This is a genomic window from Williamsia muralis NBRC 105860 (assembly GCF_001598915.1).
GTDB classification, from domain to species: Bacteria; Actinomycetota; Actinomycetes; order Mycobacteriales; family Mycobacteriaceae; genus Williamsia; species Williamsia muralis.
This window is the reverse complement of record NZ_BDAP01000004.1, coordinates 238,358-260,750: the sequence shown is the minus strand read 5'-3', so window position 1 is coordinate 260,750 and position 22,393 is coordinate 238,358. Positions and strand designations below refer to the sequence as shown.

The following is a 22,393-nucleotide window of genomic DNA, read 5'->3' as shown; positions in this document are numbered from 1 at the left end:
GTCGGGCGCCTACAACATCCCGATGACCTTGCTGCTCACCGGAGATCTCGATGTGGAGGCGATGGGCGCTGCCCTCGTCGACCTCGTCGAACGGCAGCAGGTCATCCGGACGATCTACCCCGAGAGCCCCGAGGGACCGGAACAGCGCATCATCCCGATCATGGACGCGCTGCCGCCGTTGCGTCTCGATTCGATTCCGCAGGGCGAGGTGTGGGAGCGACTACAGGCGTTCGCCCGTATCGGTTTCGACGTCACCAAGGCCGTGCCGTTCCGGGCGGCTCTCTGGCGGATCGAACCGGAGTCGCCGAAGCCGGGCGCAGCCGAAGAGCACCTGCTGGTGATCGTGGTGCACCACATCGCCTCGGACGGTCTGTCGATGCGTCCTCTGGCCACCGACCTGCTGACCGCCTACCAGGCTCGCCGTGAAGGTCGCGCGCCCGGTTGGGCCCCGTTGGAGGTGCAGTACGCCGACTTCGCGATCTGGCAGCAACAGAACTTCGGCAGCGGTGCCGCGCCGGGCAGCCTGGCGACGACCCAGCTCGACTTCTGGCGGGAGAACCTCGCCGGACTGCCCGAGGTCATCGGGCTGCCCACCGACCGCCCGCGTGCCAACACGCGCAGCGGTGTCGGGGCCAGCCACTTGTTCTTCGTGCCGCCGGGCCTCCACAAGCGCGTCGTGGCGCTCGCCGGTGCCCACGGCCTCTCGAACTTCATGGTCATCCACGCCGCCCTGGCGGTGATGCTCGCCCGTTCCGGAGCGGACAACGATGTCGCCCTGGGTACTCCGATCGGCGGACGCGGAGCCCCTGAGCTCGACGCGCTGGTCGGCATGTTCGTCAACACACTCGTGTTGCGGACGCAGGTACCGCTCGACCGGACCGTCGCCGACTTCCTGACCGAGGTGCGCACGCGGGATCTCGACGCCTTCGTCCACAGCGATGTGCCCTTCGAGCAGATCGTCGACGCGCTCACACCGCACCGGTCGACGGCCCACACCCCGCTCATCCAGGTCATCTTCGGGCTGAACAACAATGCTCGGCCGATCCTCGACGTGGAAGGCCTCACGGTGACCCCCGGTGCGGTGGACACCGAGTTCAGCAAGTTCGACCTCGCCTTCGAGTTCACCGAGCAGTGGGACGACGACGGGAAACCTGCAGGCATGGCGGGCTTCCTCGGCTACGCCACCGACATCTTCGACGGCTCCACGGCCGCGTCGCTGACCGAACGTCTCGTCCGGGTGCTGGAGGGAATGGTCGCCGATCCCGGTGCGGTACTGGGCGAGATCGGTTTGCTCGACGACAAGGCGATGGCCGATCTGGTACCGGTCCGAGGTGTCGATCCGGTGCCGCCGGCGACGCTCGGCGAGCTGCTCGATGCCGCGGTGGACATGAACCCCGACGGTGTCGCGCTCGTGTGCGGCGGGCAGAGCATGACCTACCGCGACCTCGACGATCGCTCCAATCGGCTTGCCCGCGAGTTGATCTCGCGTGGTCTCGGCCCCGAAGACGTGGTTGCGCTCGGCATCACCCGCAGCATCGAATCGGTGCTCGCGGTCTGGGCGGTGGCTCGTTCGGGTGCCACCTTCGTTCCCGTCGACCCGAATTACCCGGCCGATCGCGTCGAGCACATGCTGACCGATTCGGGCGCGACGATCGGCCTCACCAGGCGGGTCGATGCCGTCAGGTTGCCGCAGACCATCGCCTGGCTCGACATCGACGACCCGGTCCTGCACCGCCATCCGGCCGGCCGCATCGGCGCCGACGAGCGCCGCGCGCCGGTCCTCACGGCCAATTGCGCGTACATCATCTACACCTCGGGTACCACCGGAAAGCCCAAGGGCGTCGAGGTGACCCACGGCGGCCTGGCTGCGTTCAACGCTGAGCAGCATCGTCGTTACAACACCGACAGCAACTCGCGCACACTGCATTTCGCCTCGCCGAGCTTCGACGCATCGATCCTCGAGTTGCTGCTCGCGGCCGGTGCGGGCGCCACGATGGTGATCGTGCCTGCCGGTGTCTACGGCGGCGAGGAACTGCGAGAGCTGCTGTCCGACAACCGCGTGACACACGCCTTCATCACTCCGTCCGCGCTGGCGTCGGTGGACCCGGCCGAATTGCCGCACTTCTCCGACGTGGTCGCAGGCGGCGAAGCCGTCCCGAGTGACCTGGTGGACCGTTGGGCTCCCGGCCGTCGCCTCTACAACGGTTACGGTCCGACCGAGACCACGATCATGACGAACATCAGCGATCCGATGGTGCCGGGTGAACCGGTCACCATCGGCGGCCCCGTCGCCGGTGTCGAAGCGCTTGTTCTCGACGGTCGACTACGTCCTGTCCCCGCCGGCGTGCCGGGGGAGCTGTACATCAGTGGACCGGGTGTCTCGCGTGCCTACCGTGGTCGACCCGACCTCACCTCGCATCGATTCGTGGCCAATCCCTATGCCGGCGAAGGCGTCCGCATGTACCGCACCGGTGACGTGGTGCGGTGGGTGGAAGTGACCAAGCCCGACGGCCGGGCCGTCTTCGAGATCGCCTACATGGGTCGATCCGATCAGCAGGTCAAGGTCCGCGGCTTCCGGATCGAACTGGGCGAGATCGACGCGGTACTGGCCGGACACCCGGCCGTGGACTTCGCGGTGACGATCGGTGTGGACGGACCGAGTGGCGACACGGCTCTGGCGGCATACGTCAAACCCACCTCGGGCAGCACCATCGATGCCCGCGACCTGGCCGACTACGCCGGGGGATTCCTGCCGAAGTTCATGGTGCCGTCGTCGATCGTGATCCTCGACGAGGTCCCGCTGACGCCGGTCGGGAAACTGGACAAACGTGCACTTCCCGCACCTGAGTTCCGCGGCGCCACGGGCGAACACCGTGAACCCTCGACTCCGATGGAGCACGCTGTGGCGGCTGCGTTCGCAGACGTCCTCGGAGTAGACACCGTCGGCGCCGACGACTCCTTCTTCGAACTCGGCGGCAATTCGCTGGCCGCCACCCGCGCCATCGCCAGGATCAACGAGATCCTGGGTGTGCGTCTGGGCGTAAGGATCCTGTTCGATTCGCCGGTGGTGGCGGATCTCGCCGAAGCGATCGGTGCCTCGCCCGATCTCGACGGCATGCCGATCCGACCGCTCACCCCGCAGAAACGGCCGGACCGGATCCCGCTGTCGCTTGCGCAGCAACGGATGTGGTTCGTCAACCGGCTCAACCCCGATGCGGCCGACTACAACATCCCGCTCGGTCTGCGGCTGCGGGGCTCTCTCGACGAGAGCTCTCTGACCGCCGCCCTGATGGACGTGATCGAGCGCCAGGAGATCCTGCGTACGGTCTACCCCGACTCGGTGCAGGGCCCGTATCAGAAGATCCTTCCCGTCTCGGAGGCTGTGCCGCAGCTGATCACCCGCACGGTGGGGTCCGAGGACGAACTACTCGAGATGTGCGTCCAACTCGCCACCGAGGGATTCGACGTCACCGCGGCGCCGCCGCTGCGGGCGATGTTGCTCGAGATCGCCCCCGACGACCATGTGGTGCTGCTGGTCATCCACCACATCGCAGCAGACGGGTCGTCTCTGGTCCCGCTGGCCACCGACCTGATGACCGCGTACACGGCGCGGGTTGCCGGTGCGGCTCCTGCCTTCCGGCCGCTGAGTGTGCAGTACGCCGACTACGCGATCTGGCAACGCGGTGTGATGGGGTCTGAGGACGACCCGGATTCGCTTGCGTCACGGCAGATCTCGTTCTGGCGTGAGCACCTCGCGGGAATGCCCGAGCTGCTCGACCTGCCGACCGACCGGCCGCGCACCGACAAACGGTCGGTTGCCGGTGGCGAGGTCACGTTCACCATCCCCGCCGAGCTCCAGGCGCAGCTGCAGGCTCTGGCTCGCGAGAACGACACCACCATGTTCATGGTGGTGCACGCCGCGTACTCGATCCTGCTCGCCCGGTTGAGCGGCTCGGACGACGTCGCCGTCGGCACGCCGACGGCCGGCCGGAACGCCTCGGCGGTCGACGGACTGGTCGGCATGTTCGTCAACACGCTGGTGTTGCGCAGCAACGTCGACATGTCTTCGTCTTTCGTGTCCACCCTCGCCGCGGCGAAGTCGGCCGACCTCGCCGCGTTCAACAACGCCGACCTGCCGTTCGAGCAGGTTGTCGAGGCCGTGGCCCCCACCCGTTCGCGGAAGTACGCGCCGCTGGTCCAGGCGATGCTCACCATGCAGAACATCGAGGTGCCGACGGTGACCCTGCCGGGTCTCGAGGTGAGTGGGCTCGACTCACCGATCCGGTACGTCAAATCCGATCTGGGCCTGACGGTGTCGGAGAACTTCGGCGCCGACGGCAGAGGCCGCGGGATCGACGCGATCCTCGACTACGCCGTCGACATCTTCGACGAGTCGACCGTGCAGACGATGGCCGAGCGCTTCCTCGCCGTGCTGACCGCCATCACCGATGACCCCGAGGTCCCCGTCGGCGACATCGAGATCCTGACCGAAGCCGAGCGTTCGGCGATGGGTGGATCGGCGTCGGCAGACGAGGCGGCAGGGTTCGGTTCGGCACTGTCCGACCTGAAGGGCAAGTCACTCGCCGAGCTGCTCGCCACCGCCGCGCGGATCAACCCCGATGGCATCGCGTTGTCGCACAACGGAACCGATGTGACCTACGGCGCCTTGCATGCGAAGTCGACCGAACTGGTCGCAACGCTGGCGGCCGTGGGCGTGGGGCCCGAAGCTGCCGTCACGGTCGCTTTGTCCACACTGCTTCCGGGGCTGCTCGAAGGCGCGGCAGCAGAAGGTTTCGCCGAGCAGTTCGCGGGGATGCTCGCCTCGGTGATCGCCGAGTCGGGCTCTGCCGCCGATCAGGGCGAGCCCACGCTGGCGCGGTTGTTCGAAGCGCAGGTGGAGCGCACCCCCGACGCTCGAGCGCTGGTGTTCGAGGACGCGACGCTGAGCTACGCGGAATTCTCCGGACGGGTCAGTGCCCTTGCGCGCCATCTGATTTCGGCCGGGGTGGGACCGGAAGTGCATGTCGCCCTGGCGATGCCGCGTTCGTTCGAGCTCTTGATCGGGATGTACGCCGTCATCGAGGCCGGCGCGTCGTACGTGCCGATCGACCTGGCGAACCCCGTCGACCGGATCGCCTACGTGCTCGACAGCAGCAACCCGAAGATGGTGCTCACCACCTCCGGCGCCGGGTTCGAGATCCCGGAGGGGACAGCGGCCGATCCCGACATCCTGGTGATCGATTCCCTCGAGCTCGATGACTACGCCACCGGACCCATCACCGATGAGGAACGGACCGCACCGCTGCGAGGCGACAACACCGCCTACGTCATCTACACCTCGGGATCCACCGGACGTCCCAAGGGCGTGGCGGTCAGCCATCGCTCGATCGTCAACCGGCTGCTGTGGATGCAGGCCGAGTACTCCCTGACGGCCGACGACGTGGTGATGCAGAAGACGCCTGCGACGTTCGACGTGTCGGTGTGGGAGTTCTTCTGGCCCTTGCAGGTCGGCGCCACACTTGTCATCGCCATCCCCGATGGTCACCGCGACCCGGACTACCTGCGGCGGTTGATCGCCGAATGTGGCGTCAGCACCCTGCATTTCGTGCCGTCGATGCTCTCGGTGTTCCTCGCCGAGGCCGACAGCGCCTCGCTGGCGGGCCTCACGCGGGTCTTCGCCAGCGGTGAAGCTCTGCCGCCGGCCACCGCGGCGCGGTTCGCCAAGCTCACCGACGCCGGGCTGCACAACCTCTACGGACCGACCGAGGCAGCAGTCGACGTCACTTATCACCAGTACACCGCTGACGACGTGAACGTGGTCCCCATCGGGCGTCCGGTGGCGAACACGGGCGTACACGTTCTCGACGCCCGTCTGCGGCCGGTGCCACCGAACGTCTCCGGCGAGCTGTACCTCACCGGTGTCCAGCTGGCCAGGGGTTATGTGGGGCGGCCGGATCTGAGCGCAGACCGTTTTGTGGCGGACCCGATGGCCCGCGGCGAGCGGATGTACCGGACGGGCGACCTCGTCCGTAGGCGCACCGACGGTGAACTCGAGTACATCGGCCGTACCGACTTCCAGGTGAAGCTGCGCGGCCTGCGAATCGAGCTGCCGGAGATCGAAGCCGCACTGACCGACCACGAGTCGATCGCCGACGCCGTTGTGGTGGTGGTGGACGTGGCCGACGACAAACACCTCGTCGCCTACGTGGTGGCCGAACCCGGACAATCCGTCGACAACACCGACCTGCTGCGGCTACTGCGTGACCGGCTGCCCGCCTACATGGTGCCCAGCGCCATCATGGAATTGGATGCGTTCCCGCTCACCGCGAACGGCAAGCTCGACCGCAAGGCTCTGCCCGAGCCCGAATTCATGGACAGTGCAGCGGAATACATCGCTCCGCGCACGGCGGCCGAGGAAGCCGTTGCCAAGGTCTTCGGCGACATCGCCAAGCGGCCACAGGTCAGTGCCACCGACTCGTTCTTCGACATCGGCGGAACCTCGCTGGGCGCCACCCGCGTGGCCGCCCGGGTGCAGGCGGCACTCGGCATCGAGATCAGCGTGCGAGACATCTTCGACCACCCGACTGTCGCCGAGCTGGCCGAGCTGACCACCTCGCGTTCCGGTGGAGCACAGGCACGGCCCGAACTGGCCCCGAGGCCGCGGCCCGAACGGATCCCGCTGTCGCTCGCGCAGTCGCGGATGTGGTTCATCAACCAGTTCGACACCAGCTCGCCCGCATACAATCTGCCGCTCCCGCTGCGGTTGTCCGGCGAACTCGATGTCGATGCGCTGCGCGCCGCGATCGTCGATGTCGCCGAACGTCACGAGTCACTGCGCACCACGTTCCCCGACACCGCCGACGGTCCGTACCAGCTCATCCATCCTGTGGACGAGGCGGTCAACGGGATCTTCCACGAGGTGGAGGTACGGTCGGATCCCGAGGCGATCGCCGATGAACTGAGGCGCCACGCGATCGCCGGGTTCGATGTGACAACCGAAATCCCGATGCGAATCGTGTTGCTGCACATCAGCGAAACCGAACACATCCTGATGCTCGTCGCCCATCACATCGCCGCAGACGGTGCGTCGATGGCTCCGCTCTTCGGCGATCTGGTGCTCGCCTACGAGGCGCGGCGGGCAGGGGAGGCCCCGGACTACACCCCGTTGGCCGTCCAGTACGCGGACTTCTCGATCTGGCAGCGCGAAGTCCTCGGAGACGAGAAGGACGCCGGCTCGGTCGCCGCGGAACAGATCGGCTACTGGCGAAAGACCCTGTCGGGCTTGCCGGAATCGGTGGAACTCCCCACCGACAGGCAGCGCCCGGCCATGCAGTCGCTCCGCGGCGCCGCACTGCCGTTCACCGTCGCGCCGTCGGTCAGGGAGTCGCTGCAGCGCGTCGCGCGGTCTCACGACGTCAGCATGTTCATGCTGATGCACGCCGCGCTGGCGGTGCTCATCGAGCGGTTGACCGGTGAGGCCGACATCGCCATCGGTACCCCGATCGCCGGTCGAGGCGAAGAAGCCCTCGACCCACTGGTCGGCATGTTCGTCAACACCGTCGTGCTACGGGCCGAGGTTGATCCAGAGGTCCGCTTTGTCGATCTGCTGGCGCAGGTCCGAGCCGCCGACATCGACGCGATGGCCCACGGGGACATCCCGTTCGAGCGCCTCGTCGAGGTGCTCGACGTCCACCGCTCCACCGCGCACCATCCGCTGTTCCAGATCGCGCTGTCGTTCGACAACAACGAGGCACCAGAACTCACGCTGCCGGGTCTGAAGGTGTCGCCGGTCCGCGCCGACTTCGACGTCGCCAAGTTCGACCTGCAGTTGTCGATCGGTGACAACGACGAGCCCGGTGCGCCGATCAATGCCGTCTTCACCTATGCGACGGACCTTTTCGACGAGTCGTCGATCAACACGTTCGCCGAGCGGTTCGTGCGAATCCTCGAAGCCGTCGCCGTCGACCCCGACGTGGTCGTCAGTGACGTCGACGTGTTGAGCGACACCGAACTCGCCGATCTGACGTCCGTCCGCGGCCCTGAAGGTGTTGCACCCCAGACCCTGCCCGACCTCCTCGCTCGAGGGGTCGAGGCCAACCCGTCAGGCGTCGCGGTGTCCTACCGTGGGCAGACGCTCACCTACCAGGCGCTCGACCAGCTCACCAACCGCCTCGCCCGGCGACTCATCGAACTCGGTGCCGGTCCGGAAACCGTGGTCGCACTCGGTGTCCGCCGATCGATGAGCTCGATCGTCGGCACGTGGGCGATCGCGAAGACCGGCGCGGCGTATCTGCCGATCAACCTCGACTACCCGCTCGAGCGGATCGTGGAGATGATCCAGGACTCGGGTACGGCGTTCGGTCTGACCGTGCTCGGGGACGACGAGGCGCTGCCAGCCTCCGTCGACTGGTATGACCTCGACGAACTCGACGCGCAGACCGGCGACCGCTCCAAAGCCGTTGTCACCGACTCCGATCGGCTGTCGCCGCTTCGCATCGACCACCCCGCGTACCTCATCTACACGTCGGGTTCGACAGGGAAGCCGAAGGCTGTGGTGGTGACCCACCACGGGCTCGCCAATCTCGCCACCGACGTGCGCGAGCACTACGACGTCACCACCTCGTCGCGCTTCCTGCACGTGGCCTCACCGAGCTTCGACACATCGGTCGGCGAATTGCTGGCAGCATTCACCGCCGGCGCAACACTGATCGTGTCGCCGCAGGACGTGTTCGGCGGTAGCGAGCTGGCAGAGCTGATCCATACCGAACGCATCACCAATGTGGTGATGACCCCGACTGCTCTGATGACCGTCGACCCGGCCGGACTCGACACGGTGCATTCGGTGGTGGTCGGCGGAGACATCTGTCCGCCAGAGCTCACCGAACGCTGGTCCGGTGCGCTGCGAAATGCATACGGCCCCACCGAGGCCACGGTCATCGTCACGATCACCGCGCCGTTGTCCGCGGGCTCCAAGGTCACCATCGGGTCGCCGCTGCGTGGCGTCACCACCCGCATCCTCGATTCGCGGTTGCGTGTGGTTCCCCGTGGTGTCGTCGGTGAGCTGTATCTGGCCGGCCCAGGGGTCGCCCGCGGCTACCACGATCGTCCGCAGATCACCGCACAACGCTTTGTGCCGGATCCCTACGGTGAGCCGGGCTCGAGGCTCTACCGCACCGGCGACCTCGTGCGCTACAGCATGGACCCCGGCAGGAACGGGCACTCGCTCGAATACGTGGGGCGTAGTGACTTCCAGGTGAAGGTGCGCGGGTTCCGTGTGGAGCTGGGCGAGATCGACAAGTTGCTCGATTCCCACCCCGACGTCGATTTCGCGGTCACGGTCGGTACCGCCGGACCCGGTGGCGACACCGTGCTGGCGTCGTACGTCCTGCCCAAGCCCGGACACGAGGTGGATCCGGAAGCGCTCAAACGTAATGTCGGCGAACATCTTCCACAGCACATGGTGCCGTCGGCGGTGACCGTCCTCGACGCCATCCCGCTCACCCCGATCGGCAAACTCGACCGGCGTGCGCTGCCCGAACCCGTCTTCACCGTGGGCGACCGCGTGTTCCGCGCTCCGCGCAATCCGGTGGAGACCACCCTCGCCGAGGTGTTCGCAGAGGTGCTCGATCTCCCCGAGGTGAGCATCGACGAGAGCTTCTTCGACCTCGGTGGCAACTCACTGAGTGCCACCAAGGTCGTCGGCCGGGCAGGGGCCGCCCTCGGCGGGAAGATCGGGGTGCGTGAGCTGTTCGCCGCGCCGACCGTCGCCGAACTCGCCGAGCGCCTGGCCTCCGGGACCGGTGTACGTGCCCACCGCCCGCCGCTGGTGGCACGACCACGCCCGGTCCGGATCCCGTTGTCGCTGGCCCAGACCCGGATGTGGTTCCTCAACCGCTTCGACCCGGAATCGGTTGCCTACAACATCCCTGCCGCGGTGACGCTGGTCGGCGATCTCGACGTCGCGGCCCTGCGGCGCGCGATCAACGACGTGGTCGCGCGACACGAATCGCTCCGGACCATCTACCCGGACTCGCCGACCGGACCGCATCAGGTGATCCTGACGGCGGAGCAGGCCGCCCCGGAGATGGAGATGGTCGACGCCACCGAGGACACGCTCTTCGATGAGCTGACCCGGTTCGTGGCACGGGGCTTCGACGTCACCACCACCGTGCCCGTGCGGATTGCGTTGATGCGACTGGATGAACACCGCCATGTGCTGTCGATGGTGGTGCACCACGTGGCGGCCGACGGTCAGTCGATGGTGCCGTTCGTCGGTGATCTCGCGGTTGCCTACGACGCGCGTTCGGCCGGGCGGGCTCCGGAGTGGGCGCCGCTGCCGGTGCAGTACGCCGACTACTCCATCTGGCAGCGTGAGTTGCTCGGTGACGAGTCGGATCCGACCAGCGTGCTGGCCACCCAGGTCGAGTTCTGGAAGAAGAACCTCGCGGACATCCCCGACCAGCTGGAACTGCCCACCGACCGGCCGCGTCCTCCGGTGCAGTCGCTGCGCGGACGTCAGTTGTCGTTCTCGATCTCTGCCGAGGCCCATCGGGGCCTGGCCGACCTGGCACGCGCGAGGGGCGCCAGTGCGTTCATGGCCTTCCACGGCGCCTTCGCGCTGCTGCTCGCGCGTCTGAGCGGCAACCCCGACATCACCGTCGGTACGCCGGTGAGCGGAAGGGTCGAGAGCGAGGTCGAAGGTGTCATCGGCATGTTCGTCAACACCCTCGCCATGCGGACCGAGATCGATCTCGGCCGTGGTTTCGGTGCGCTCCTGGACACCGTCCGCGATCGTGACGCCGAAGCGTTCTCCCACGCCGATGTGCCGTTCGAACGCCTCGTCGAGGTACTCAATCCGGTGCGTTCGACCGCCCACCATCCGATCTTCCAGGTCGGGCTGTCGTTCCAGAACATCGAGCGCGCCAGCCTCGACCTCGCCGGCCTCCGCATCGAACCCGTCGAGATGCCCGAGGGCGTCGCACAATTCGACCTGCATCTGATCCTGTCGGACAACTACGACGACGAGGGACAGCCGGCCGGACTCGACGCGGTGTTCACCTACGCCGACGACCTGTTCGACCCGGAGACGGTGAGCGCGATCGCCGACCGCTTCGTCACGTTGATCGACGAGATCATCGACGAGCCGCTCGTTGCCGTCGGTGACCTGCCGATGCTCACCGGTCGACAGCAGCGCGAACTGGTCCGTGGTCGCAACAACACCGCTGTGGTGCTGTCGCCGGGCACGCTCGCGACCCGACTGTCGGAGTCGATGCGCGACAACGCAGAAGACGTCGCGCTCGAGGCCGATGACGGCACCGCGCTGACGTACGGCGACCTGGCTGTCCGGGTGAACGCGTTGGCCCGGATCCTGATCGACCGTGGGGTCGGCCCGGAAACCACTGTCGGACTTGCGATGCCGCGGTCGATCGACCTGGTGGTGGCGATGTACGCGGTCACCGTTGCCGGCGGCGCCTACCTGCCCATCGACCCGGACCATCCGCTGGACCGCATCTCCTACATAGTCGACAACGCCCGGCCCGTGCTCACCCTGGTGGCAGGCGAGCGACCGTCGGGACTGCCGGAGACGACCCAGACGCTCGATGTCTGTGGCCTCGATCTGGCGGGAGTCTCCTCGGCGCCGGTGGAGGAGGGCGACCGCCTGGCTCCGCTGCGGCCGCACAACACGGCCTACATCATCTACACGTCCGGGTCCACGGGCCGACCCAAAGGCGTTGCGGTGCCTCACGCCGCGATCGTCAACCAACTCGACTGGATCGCCGCGCAGTATCGACTGGACGCCGATGATGCCGTGCTCCTGCGCACGCAGGCCACTTTCGACCTCTCGGTGTGGGAGTTCTGGTGGGCTGTGACCGCAGGCGCCCGTCTGGTGATCGCCTCGCCGCAGGGACATCGTGACCCGGCGTACCTGGCCGAACTGATCCGGCGAACCGCGATCACCACGGTGACCTTCGTGCCTTCGCTGCTGAACGTCTTCCTGCAGGAGGCGCGGGCCGATCAGCTCAGCACTCTGCGGTACGTCCTGTGTATCGGCGAGGCACTGACCCCGGACGTCGTCTCGCGGTTCCGCGACCTGACCGCACAGGGGTCTTCGGGCGTGGAGATCCACAACCTGTACGGGCCCACCGAGGCCGCGGTCAGCATCACCCACCAGGAGGTGCCGTCCGAACTGGGTTCGGCGGTACCGATCGGCCGGCCGGAATGGAACAGCCAGGTCTTCGTGCTCGACAACCGGCTGCATCCGGTACCCGACGGGGTGACCGGTGAGCTGTACCTCGCCGGTGCGCAATTGGCGCGGGGCTACCACCAGCGCAGCGACCTCTCGGCCGAGCGGTTCGTCGCGAACCCGTTCGGCACGCCGGGCAGCCGGATGTACCGCACCGGCGACCTCGCGCGCTGGATCACTGTCGCCGGTGACACCCGGCCGACCCTGACGTACATGGGACGCAGCGACTTCCAGGTGAAGGTGCGCGGCTTCCGTATCGAACTCGGCGAGATCGAACGCGTCCTCACCATGTCGCCACAGGTGGATGCCGCGGTGGTCACCGTCCACAGCGACCCCCACGTCGGCGAGCAGCTGGTCGCGTATCTGGTGCCGTCCGCAGGCGCGGCCCTCGACACCCGTTCGGTGCTGGCGACCGCTGCCGAGGAACTACCGGCGTACATGGTGCCCGCGCTCGTGGTGCCGATCGAGCGGCTCCCGCTCAGTGTGAACGGCAAGCTCGACCGTAAAGCGTTGCCGCAGCCCGAGTTCGGATCGTCGGACAACTACCAGCCGCCGAGCAGTCCGGTGGAGGAGATCGTTGCCGGCATCTTCGCCGACGTGGTCGGGGCCACGATGGTCGGCGCCGGTGACAGCTTCTTCTCGCTCGGCGGCAACTCGCTGTCGGCCACCCGTGTGGTCGCGCAGATCAACGCTGCAGTGGGCTCGAACCTGGCCGTGCGCGACCTGTTCACCGAGCCGACCGTCGCCGGACTGGCGCTGCTGGCCGAACGCGCCGACGGGGACCGGGCGCGGCCAGCGCTGCTGGCGACCGCGCGTCCGGCCTTCCTGCCCCTGTCGCCCGCACAGAGCCGCATGTGGTTCATCAACCAGTTCGACACCACCTCACCGGCTTACAACATCCCGGCCGTGATCGCGATGTCCGGCGACCTCGACGTCGACGCACTTCGCGAGGCCGTGACCGATGTGATCAGCCGGCACGAGGTGCTGCGTACCCGCTACCCGGATGACGGCGACGGACCGCGCCAGCTGATCCTCGACGTGGACGAATTGCCGTCCGCGGGGCTCTCGCTGGATGTGCGTGAGGTGTCGGGCGACGACGAGTTGCATGCGCAGCTCGGTGCCTTGATCGGCGAGGGGTTCGACGTGACCGCCGCCGTGCCGGTCCGCATAGCACTGCTACGACGGTCGCCGTCCGATCACGTCCTGGTGGTGGTGATCCACCACATCAGCGGCGACGGCGCATCGATCGCACCGTTGGCGCGTGACGTCATGGTGGCCTACACCGCGCGTACCGGGGGCAGTGAGCCCGGCTGGTCGCCGCTGGCGGTGCAGTACGCCGACTACGCCCTCTGGCAGCACGAGGTACTCGGCGACGAGAACGACCCCGAGAGTCTGGCCGCGCGTCAGATCGACTTCTGGACCCGTCAACTCGACGGCATCCCGGATGTCATCGATCTGCCGATCGACCGTCCGCGGCCGCCGGTGCAGTCGACCGCTGGTGCGTCGTACGAGTTCTCGCTCGATCCCGAATTGCGCAAGGGGCTCGCGCGTGTGGCATCCGGCCACCACGCCACGATGTTCATGGTCTGTCACGCGGCGCTGGCCGTGCTGCTCGCACGATCTGGCACCACGGACGACATCGCCGTCGGAACCGCGATCGCCGGGCGCGGCGAGGCCGAACTCGACGACCTCGTGGGCATGTTCGTCAACACACTGGTGCTGCGTACCGAGGTCAGGCCCGGTGAGCCGTTCAGCGAATTGCTCGCCCGGACCCGCGCCACCGACATCGCCGCCTTCACACACACGGAGGTGCCGTTCGAGCGTCTGGTCGAGCACCTCGCGCCCGAGCGTGAGACCTCCTACGCGCCGCTGTTCCAGGTGGCTCTGGCGTTCCAGAACAACGAGCGGGCCGAGCTCGAGCTGCCGGGCATGCACGTGTCCGGACTCGAATCACCGATCACGACAACCAAGTTCGATCTCCAGCTGACCCTGGCCGACGAGGTCGAGGACAACGGCGACACGGGCCTGACGGCGCTGTTCACCTACGCGACCGCGCTGTTCGACCAGTCGACCATCGCCGCGCTGGCCGAGCGCTTCACCGCGATCGCGACCGCCATCGTGGCCGACGCGGACGTACGGATCGGTGACATCGATCTGCTGACGCCCGCCGAGCGGTCCGAGTTGTCGCCCGTTGCCGGCCCGCCGGATGCCCCGTCGCGCACCATGATCGAGATCTTCGACGCCGCGGTGCAGAGCAACCCCGACGGTGTGGCGCTGGTGTGCGGCTCCGAATCGCTGACCTACCGTGAACTCGACTTCCGGTCGGGTGTGTACGCCGAGCTGCTCGTCGACCGAGGTGTGCGTCCCGGGATGCCCGTTGCGCTGGCGATCAGCCGATCGGTGAACTCGATGGTCGCGTTCTGGGCCATCGTCAAGTCGGGCGGCGCGGTGTTGCCGATCGATCCGAACTACCCGGCAGACCGCATCGAGCACATGGTCGCCGACGCCGACGTGACCATCGGTCTGACCATCGACGAGATCGTCGACCGCCTGCCTCAGTTGGCCAAATGGCTACCGGTGTCCGACGAGACGATGGACCGATACGGCCGTCGCACAGTCGAGACCGGCGGGGAGGCACCTGCCTCGTTCCCGGCGCACGCGCCCGTCCTCGACGACCTCGCGTACGTGATCTTCACCTCCGGGTCGACGGGCCGGCCCAAGGGCGTCGGTGTCACCCATCGGGGTCTGGCCAACCTGTTGGCCGAGATGGGTCCCCGGTTCTCGTTGACCTCGTCGTCACGGGTCCTGCACTTCGCGTCCCCGAGCTTCGACGCATCCATCTTCGAGATCATGATGGCGATCAACGCCGCATCCACACAGGTGATCGCGCCGGCATCGATCTTCGGTGGCGAGGACCTGGCAAGGTTGCTCGCCGAGCAGCGGGTTTCTCACGCCTTCGTGACACCCGCCGCGCTGGCCACCGTGCCCCCGGACGGTCTCGGCGGTGTCGAGATGATCGCTGTCGCCGGCGATGTGTGCCCGCCTGAACTGGTGCGGCGCTGGGCTCCGGACCGTGCGATGTTCAACCTCTACGGCCCGTCGGAGGCGACCATCTGGTCGACGTCCACGGACGCCATGGACCCGTCCCGGCCGGTCACGATCGGTGGCCCGATCACCGGTGTCCGTGCGCTGGTGGCGGATTCACGCCTGCAGCCCGTACCGCCGGGTGTCGCCGGTGAGCTCTACGTGTCCGGGTCCGCCGTCGCGCGGGGATACCTCGGCAGGTTCGATCTGACAGCTCAACGCTTTGTGGCCGACCCGTTCGGCGAACCCGGTTCGCGGATGTACCGCACCGGCGATGTCGTCCGGTGGAAGCGGACCGCTGACGGGCGCCTGGAACTGGAGTTCCTCGGCCGGACCGACTACCAGGTGAAGGTCCGCGGCTTCCGCATCGAATTGGGCGAGATCGACTCCGCCCTCGGCGAGCATCCCGACATCGACTTCGCCATCACCATCGGGCACACGCATCCCCACACCGGCCAGACCGTGCTGGTCGCGTACGTGTACCCACGGCCCGGCCGGAGTGTCCAGGCGACCGAGATCAGTGCCCGGCTGGGTGAGCGGTTGCCCTCGCACATGGTCCCGTCATCGATCACCGTGCTCGACTCGGTGCCGCTGACCCCCGCCGGCAAGCTCGATCGACGCGCACTGCCAGAGCCGGTGTTCGACGGCAACTCCGGCGCCTACCGGGCCCCGAGCACTCCGATGGAGCAGCGGCTGGCCGAGCTCTTCACCGAGGTACTCGGTGTGGAGCGGATCGGTGTCGACGACTCCTTCTTCGCCCTGGGCGGTGACAGCATCGTCTCCATCCAGCTCGTGTCCAGGGCCCGCGCTGCGGGCATCGTGCTGACACCGCGCGATGTGTTCGATCGGCGCACCGTGGCGGAGCTGGCCGAGGTGGCCAAGCTCGCCGCCGACGCCGAGGTCCGCATGCTGGCCGAACTGCCCGGTGGCGCAGTCGGTCCCGTACCGCTGACCCCGATCATGCGGTGGCTCGTCGACACCCGCCGCCACTACAAGCAGTTCTCTCAGGCGAGCTTCCTGACCCTGCCTGCCGATCCAGGGCATGAGCGACTGCTCTCGGCTGTCGGTGCCGTCCTGGACCGCCACGATGCCCTGCGCGCACGACTGGACGTCGACGACACGAACCCGGAATCGTCCAGCCTGGTCGTTCCGCCGGCCGGCACCATCGATCCGGCCACGGTGCTGACCCGCGTGGAGTTCTCCGAGACCCCCGGGACGCCGGAGTTCAAGGCGATGGTCGCAGCCACCACCGCGGCGGCGGTCGACCGCCTCGACCCGGCCGCAGGCGTCATGATGCAGGTGGTCTGGTTCGATCCCGTCGACCGCACCGCCACCGGACGGCTGTACGTGCTCGTCCACCACCTGGTGGTGGACGGCGTGTCGTGGCGGATCCTGCTGCCCGACCTCGCCATCGCCTGGGGGCAGAGCGAGAGCGGTGGCACCCCCGACCTGCCTGCTGCGGGAACCTCGTTGCGTGCGTGGGCAACTGCGCTCACCGAGACCGCCACACACCGCGATGACGAGCTCGACCACTGGGCTGCCGTTGTCGCCACCGACGATCCAGCGCTGGGTGATCGCCGGATCGACCCCGACCGCGACACGGCGTCCACGGTCGAACGCCTGGACGTCGAGTTCCCGAACGACGTGACCGAGTCGATGCTGACCGGCATCACCTCCGCCTACCGGGGCGGTGTCAACGATGCGCTGCTGACGGCACTCGCTCTGGCCGTGCGGCAATGGCGCGCGCGTCGGGGGGTCCAGTCGGACACGCTGCTCATCGATCTGGAAGGCCATGGGCGCGAAGAAGAAGCCGTCGGTGGAGCCGATCTGTCTCGCACGGTCGGCTGGTTCACCAGTATGTACCCGCTGGCCATCGACCTCGCCGGCATCGACCAAGGTGACGCGTTCGCCGGTGGCCCTGCTGCGGGCTCGGCCTTCAAGGCCGTCAAGGAGCAACTGCTCGCGGTGCCCGGCAACGGTATCGGATTCGGCGTCCTCGCTCACGGTGGCGCGCGGTCGGTTCCCGCGCTCGCGGGCTACGAGGGTGCCCAGATCGGGTTCAACTACCTCGGCCGCGTCAGCGCCGGGCACGACGACACGGACTCGGTCGCAGACGCCAACGGGTGGCAGCGAGCCACCGACGGTGGGGGATCGGTTGCGGGCGCACAGGATCCCGGCATGGTGGTGCCCGCGGTCCTGAGCATCAACGCGGTCACCACCGACCACGCCGACGGTGCCCGGCTGTCGGCCTCCTTCGGCTACGCGGGGGAAATCCTCGGCCACGACGATGTGCAGGAACTCGCCGATCTCTGGGTGTCTGCGGCGACCGCGCTCGCCACCCACGAGCGCAGTGGCCGGGCCGGCGGACTGACCCCGTCCGATGTTCCGCTGGTTCAGATCAGCCAGCGCGAGATCGAGGAACTCGAGCGCGATTACCCTGTTGTGCACGACATCTGGCCGCTCTCGCCGCTGCAGATCGGTATGCTCTTCCACGCCGAGGTGGCCGGTCAGTACGTCACGGACGTCTACACCGCCCAGGTTGTCCTCGAACTGCGTGGGACCGTCGACGAACAGCGCCTGCGTGCAGCGATGGCTACTCTCGTGCGACGAAACCCCAACCTGCGCGCAGGATTCCGGCACATCGGCGACGGATCGGTTGTCCAGGTGATCGCCGGTGGTGTCGACATCGCTTGGGGCGTCGTCGATCTCACCGACATTTACCGGACCGACAGCGCTGCCGCCGACCACGAGGTCGACCGGCTGCTCAGGGCTCACCGCAGTGACCGGTTCGACATGGCCGCTCCGCCGCTGATGCGGGCGCTGCTCCTGCGCATCGCCCCGGATGCCGACGGAACCCCTCGCTACCGGATGTCGCTCACCAACCACCACATCCTGCTGGACGGGTGGTCCGGACCGCTTCTGATGGAACAGCTGTTCACGCTGTACGCCACCGGCGGCGACGACTCCTACCTGCCCCGCACCCGCTCGTACCGCGACTTCTTGGCCTGGCTGGACCGGCGCGACATGGCCACGGCCGTCGGATCGTGGCAGCACGCCCTCGACGGCCTCGACTCGGCGACTCTGCTGGTCGATGAGCCGGCCGTGGAAAGCGCCGGAGATCAGATCCCCATCGAGTTGGGGCTGGACCTCGGTCGTCGGACCGCTGAAGGGCTCGCGGATCTCTCGCGGGACCGCGGCATCACGATGAACACCTTGGTGCAGGCCGCATGGGGTCTGGTGCTGGCACGCACCCTGGGCAGTGACGACGTGGTGTTCGGTGCCACGGTCTCGGGCCGACCGCCCGAGATCCCCGGAGTGGAGTCGATACTCGGACTGTTCATCAACACCATCCCGGTGCGGATCAGGCTCGACGAGCGGGAAACCGTCCTCGGACTCCTCGAACGGATCCAGTCCGAACAGGCAGGCCTCCTCGACGCCCACCATGTCGGGCTGCCCACGATCCAGCGTTCTGCGGGACTACCGATCCTGTTCGACACGCTCACCGTCTTCGAGTCGTACCCGGTGGACCGCGGCAAGCTCGACGCGCAGTCGGACATCGACGGCATGTCGATCGCGGGCGCACAGATCAACGACGCGTCGCACTACCCGGCAACGCTTCTGGCACAAGCGGATCCAGATCTGTCGCTGAAGTTGAAGTACTTGCCGTCCCTGGTGCCGGACGACCGCGCGCAGGTGCTGGCCGATCGACTGGTCAGGGTCCTGGACACGTTCGCGCAGGCAAGTCTGACGCCGGTTCGCGAACTCGACCTGCTCGACGCCGACGAACTGCACGCGCAACTGGACACCTGGAACGCCACCGGCAAAGAGATCACCGACCGCACCGCCATGGAACTGTTCGCCGAGCAGGTGGCGGCAACTCCCGACGCCGTTGCGTTCATCGACGGCGAGCGGACGCTGACGTACGCGCAGTTCGACGCTCTCGGCAACAAACGGGCGCGCGCTCTGATCGCCCGCGGTGTCGGGCCCGATGCCGTTGTGGCCGTGGCCATGTCGCGCAGCCTGGAGCAGGTCGCGACCGTCTACGGGATCCTCAAGGCGGGCGGCGCCTACCTGCCGCTCGACGTGGAGGCGCCCGACGAACGGTTGCGCACGATCGTCTCGGATGCCGACGTCACCTGCGTGGTGGCCGATTCGGCACTGCTCGGACGTCTGCGTTCGGCGCTGCCCGGCGTCAACTGCCTGGACCCGACCGTGCCGGATCTGCAGTCCATCGACGACAGCCCGATACGTCCCGGCGAACGCAGGGGCAGGGTGCGTCCACGTTCGCTGGCGTACGTCTTGTTCACCTCCGGATCCACCGGCCGGCCCAAGGGTGTCCAGATCTCTCAGCGGGCATTGGTCAACCAGCTCCAATGGATGGCTTCCGAACACGGATTCGGGGCGCAGGACGTGGTCCTGCTCAAGACGCCGTTCACCTTCGACGCCTCGGTCTGGGAGATGTTCGCGCCCACCATCGTCGGTGCCACCACCGTGATCGCGGGTCCGCAGGCACATCGCGAAGCCGATGAACTGGTGTCGCTGGTACAGCAGCACGACGTGACCGTGGTGCAGTTCGTGCCGTCGGTGCTGGCCGTGTTCGCGGAGTCGGCAGAACCCGGATCGCTGAAGTCGCTGCGCACGGTGTTCAGTGGTGGCGAGGCCCTCCCGGTGTCGCTTGCCCAACGTGTGGCCGACATCGCCGACGCGCAGGTGGTGAACCTCTACGGGCCCACCGAGGTCACCGTCGATGCCACCTCGCAGGTCGTCGCCGTACCGGGGACGGAACTGAACGGGCACGCAACCCGTGCCGATGCGGCGCCGATCGGCCGGCCTGTCTGGAACACCCGCAGCTTTGTCCTCGACCGGTGGCTTCGGCCCTGCGCGGTGGGTGCGGTGGGTGAGCTGTACCTGGCCGGTGACCAGCTGGCACGCGGGTACCTCGGGCGTCCCGACCTCACTGCCGAGCGTTTTGTCCCCAGTGTGTTCGGACCTGCCGGGTCGCTGATGTACCGCACCGGAGACCGGGTACGGCGCCTCGCGGACGGCACACTCCAGTACCTCGGCCGGGTCGACTTCCAGGTGAAGGTCCGCGGTCTGCGTATCGAGCTCGAAGAGATCGAATCTGCTCTGGCACAGCATGACTCGGTGGCCCAGGCCGCTGTGGTGATGCACGAGGACGGCGGGCGGCAGCGTCTGATCGGGTACGTCACCGGACACGACGCGGATCCGCAGGCGGTCCGTGCGCACGCCGCACGCACACTCGCGCCGTACATGGTGCCCGAGGTGATCGTTTCGCTGGAGGAGTTCCCGCGAAGCCGGTCGGGCAAGATCGCACGACGTGAACTGCCACTACCCGAGGCCACTCTGGCTGTGGGCCGGGCACCGTCGACCCCGACCGAGGAAGTGCTCTGCCGGATCGTCGGCGAGCTGGTGGGTGCCGAGTCTGTGGGTGCCGACGACTCGTTCTTCGAACTCGGGGGCGACAGCATCCTTGCGATGCAGCTCGTCAGCCGGGCTAGGTCGGCCGGAGTGCACTTCACCGCCCGGGATGTGCTGGAGCACCGCACCATCGTCGCGCTCGCTGCTGCGGTGGATCGCGCAGCCGCCGCCTCTGATACGGATGAGACGGCGAGTGCAGAACCCGTTGCCGCGCCCGGTGACCCGACTCTGGCCCCGCTCAGTCCCGCCGCAGCGCGCATGATCGAACGCGGCGGAGACACCCGCAGGTTCGTGATGCCGATGGTGGTCAACCTTCCTGCCGACGTGACGGCAGACCAGATCGCGGCCACCATGGGCGCGGTCATCGACACCCACGACATCCTGCGGTCCCGTCTCGATCGCGACGCCGGGGCATTGCTCATCGGTGCTCCCGGATCTGTGGACGTGCATTCGTTGCTGCGCCGCGTGACTCTGGCGGACGACAGCCGCCCGGGTGCGCAGGAATACCAGGACGCCCTGCGCGAGGTGCTGTTCGAAGAGATGGACAGGCTCGCTCCCGAGGACGGCGTCATGCTGCGGCTCGCCTGGCTGGATGCGGGACCGGATGCCGCCGGCAGGCTGCTGATCGTCGCGCACCACCTCGTGGTGGATGCGGTGTCGTGGCGAATCCTGGTGGCGGACATCGCCACCGCGGGCTCGCAGATCTCCGCAGGCGCTCCCGTCGAGCTTCCCGACGCGGGAACCCCATGGCGGGACTGGACTGCCGGCCAGCATGAGCGGGTCGCGGACCGGCGAGGCGAGCTCGAGTACTGGACGTCGATCCTTGACGGCGACGACCCGGATCTGGGCAGTCGCCGACTCGACCTCGATCGCGATCGGACCGACCTGCTCACCAGGACTTCCGTCGAGATCCCGGCCGAGATCGTCGAGCCACTGATGAGCGCCACCGGCGACGGGACGACAATGGCCGACCAGCTGGTTGCCGGCCTGTCTGCTGCGGTGGTCGGTTGGCGGCGGGACCGCGGCATCGAGGTGCCCAGTGCGCTGCTGACCCTCGAGGGTCACGGACGTCAGGAAGACGTGGTCCCCGGTGCGGACCTGTCCCGGACGGTCGGCTGGTTCACGTCGATGTTCCCCGCGAGGATCGACCTGTCCGGCATCGACATGGCCGCGCTGTTCGAACGGCCCGACATCGCCCGCGAGGTGTTGAACCGGACCAGCGAGGCGATGGCGGCGAACCCGGACCGGGGCATCGGTTACGGCATGCTGCGCTATCTCGACCGGGAATCGGCTGCCACTCTGGCCGCGCTGCCCGAGCCGCAGATCGTGTTCAACTACATCGGGACCGTCCCGGGCGGCGACATCGCCGACGAGATCGCGGCAGCGCCGTGGTTCCCGGACGTGCGTGGGCCGCAGTTGGGCAGCACCGACAGCGATGTGATGGCACGAGGGAACAGGATGCCGGCCCAGGCCGAGATCGACATCCAGTCGATGGCTACCGACACACCGGATGGGCCGGTCGTGCGCGCCTTCGTCACCTATATCGCAGATGCCGTCGACCCCGAGGACCTCGACGAGTTGATGCAGCATTGGCTGTTGGCTCTGCGGAGCCTGGCCGGGCGCTGA

General features: G+C 67.6%; 1 protein-coding gene (only partly in view). It reads left to right on the top strand.

Features of this window, described 5'->3' with window-relative positions:
• Positions 1-22,393, top strand: partial view of a non-ribosomal peptide synthetase gene (locus tag WIMU1_RS16770; RefSeq protein ID WP_084248329.1) — the 3' portion only. It extends 11,465 nt beyond the left edge of the window; 22,393 of the gene's 33,858 nt are visible here — the last part of the coding sequence; the start codon falls outside the window, past its left edge; it ends in the stop codon at positions 22,391-22,393.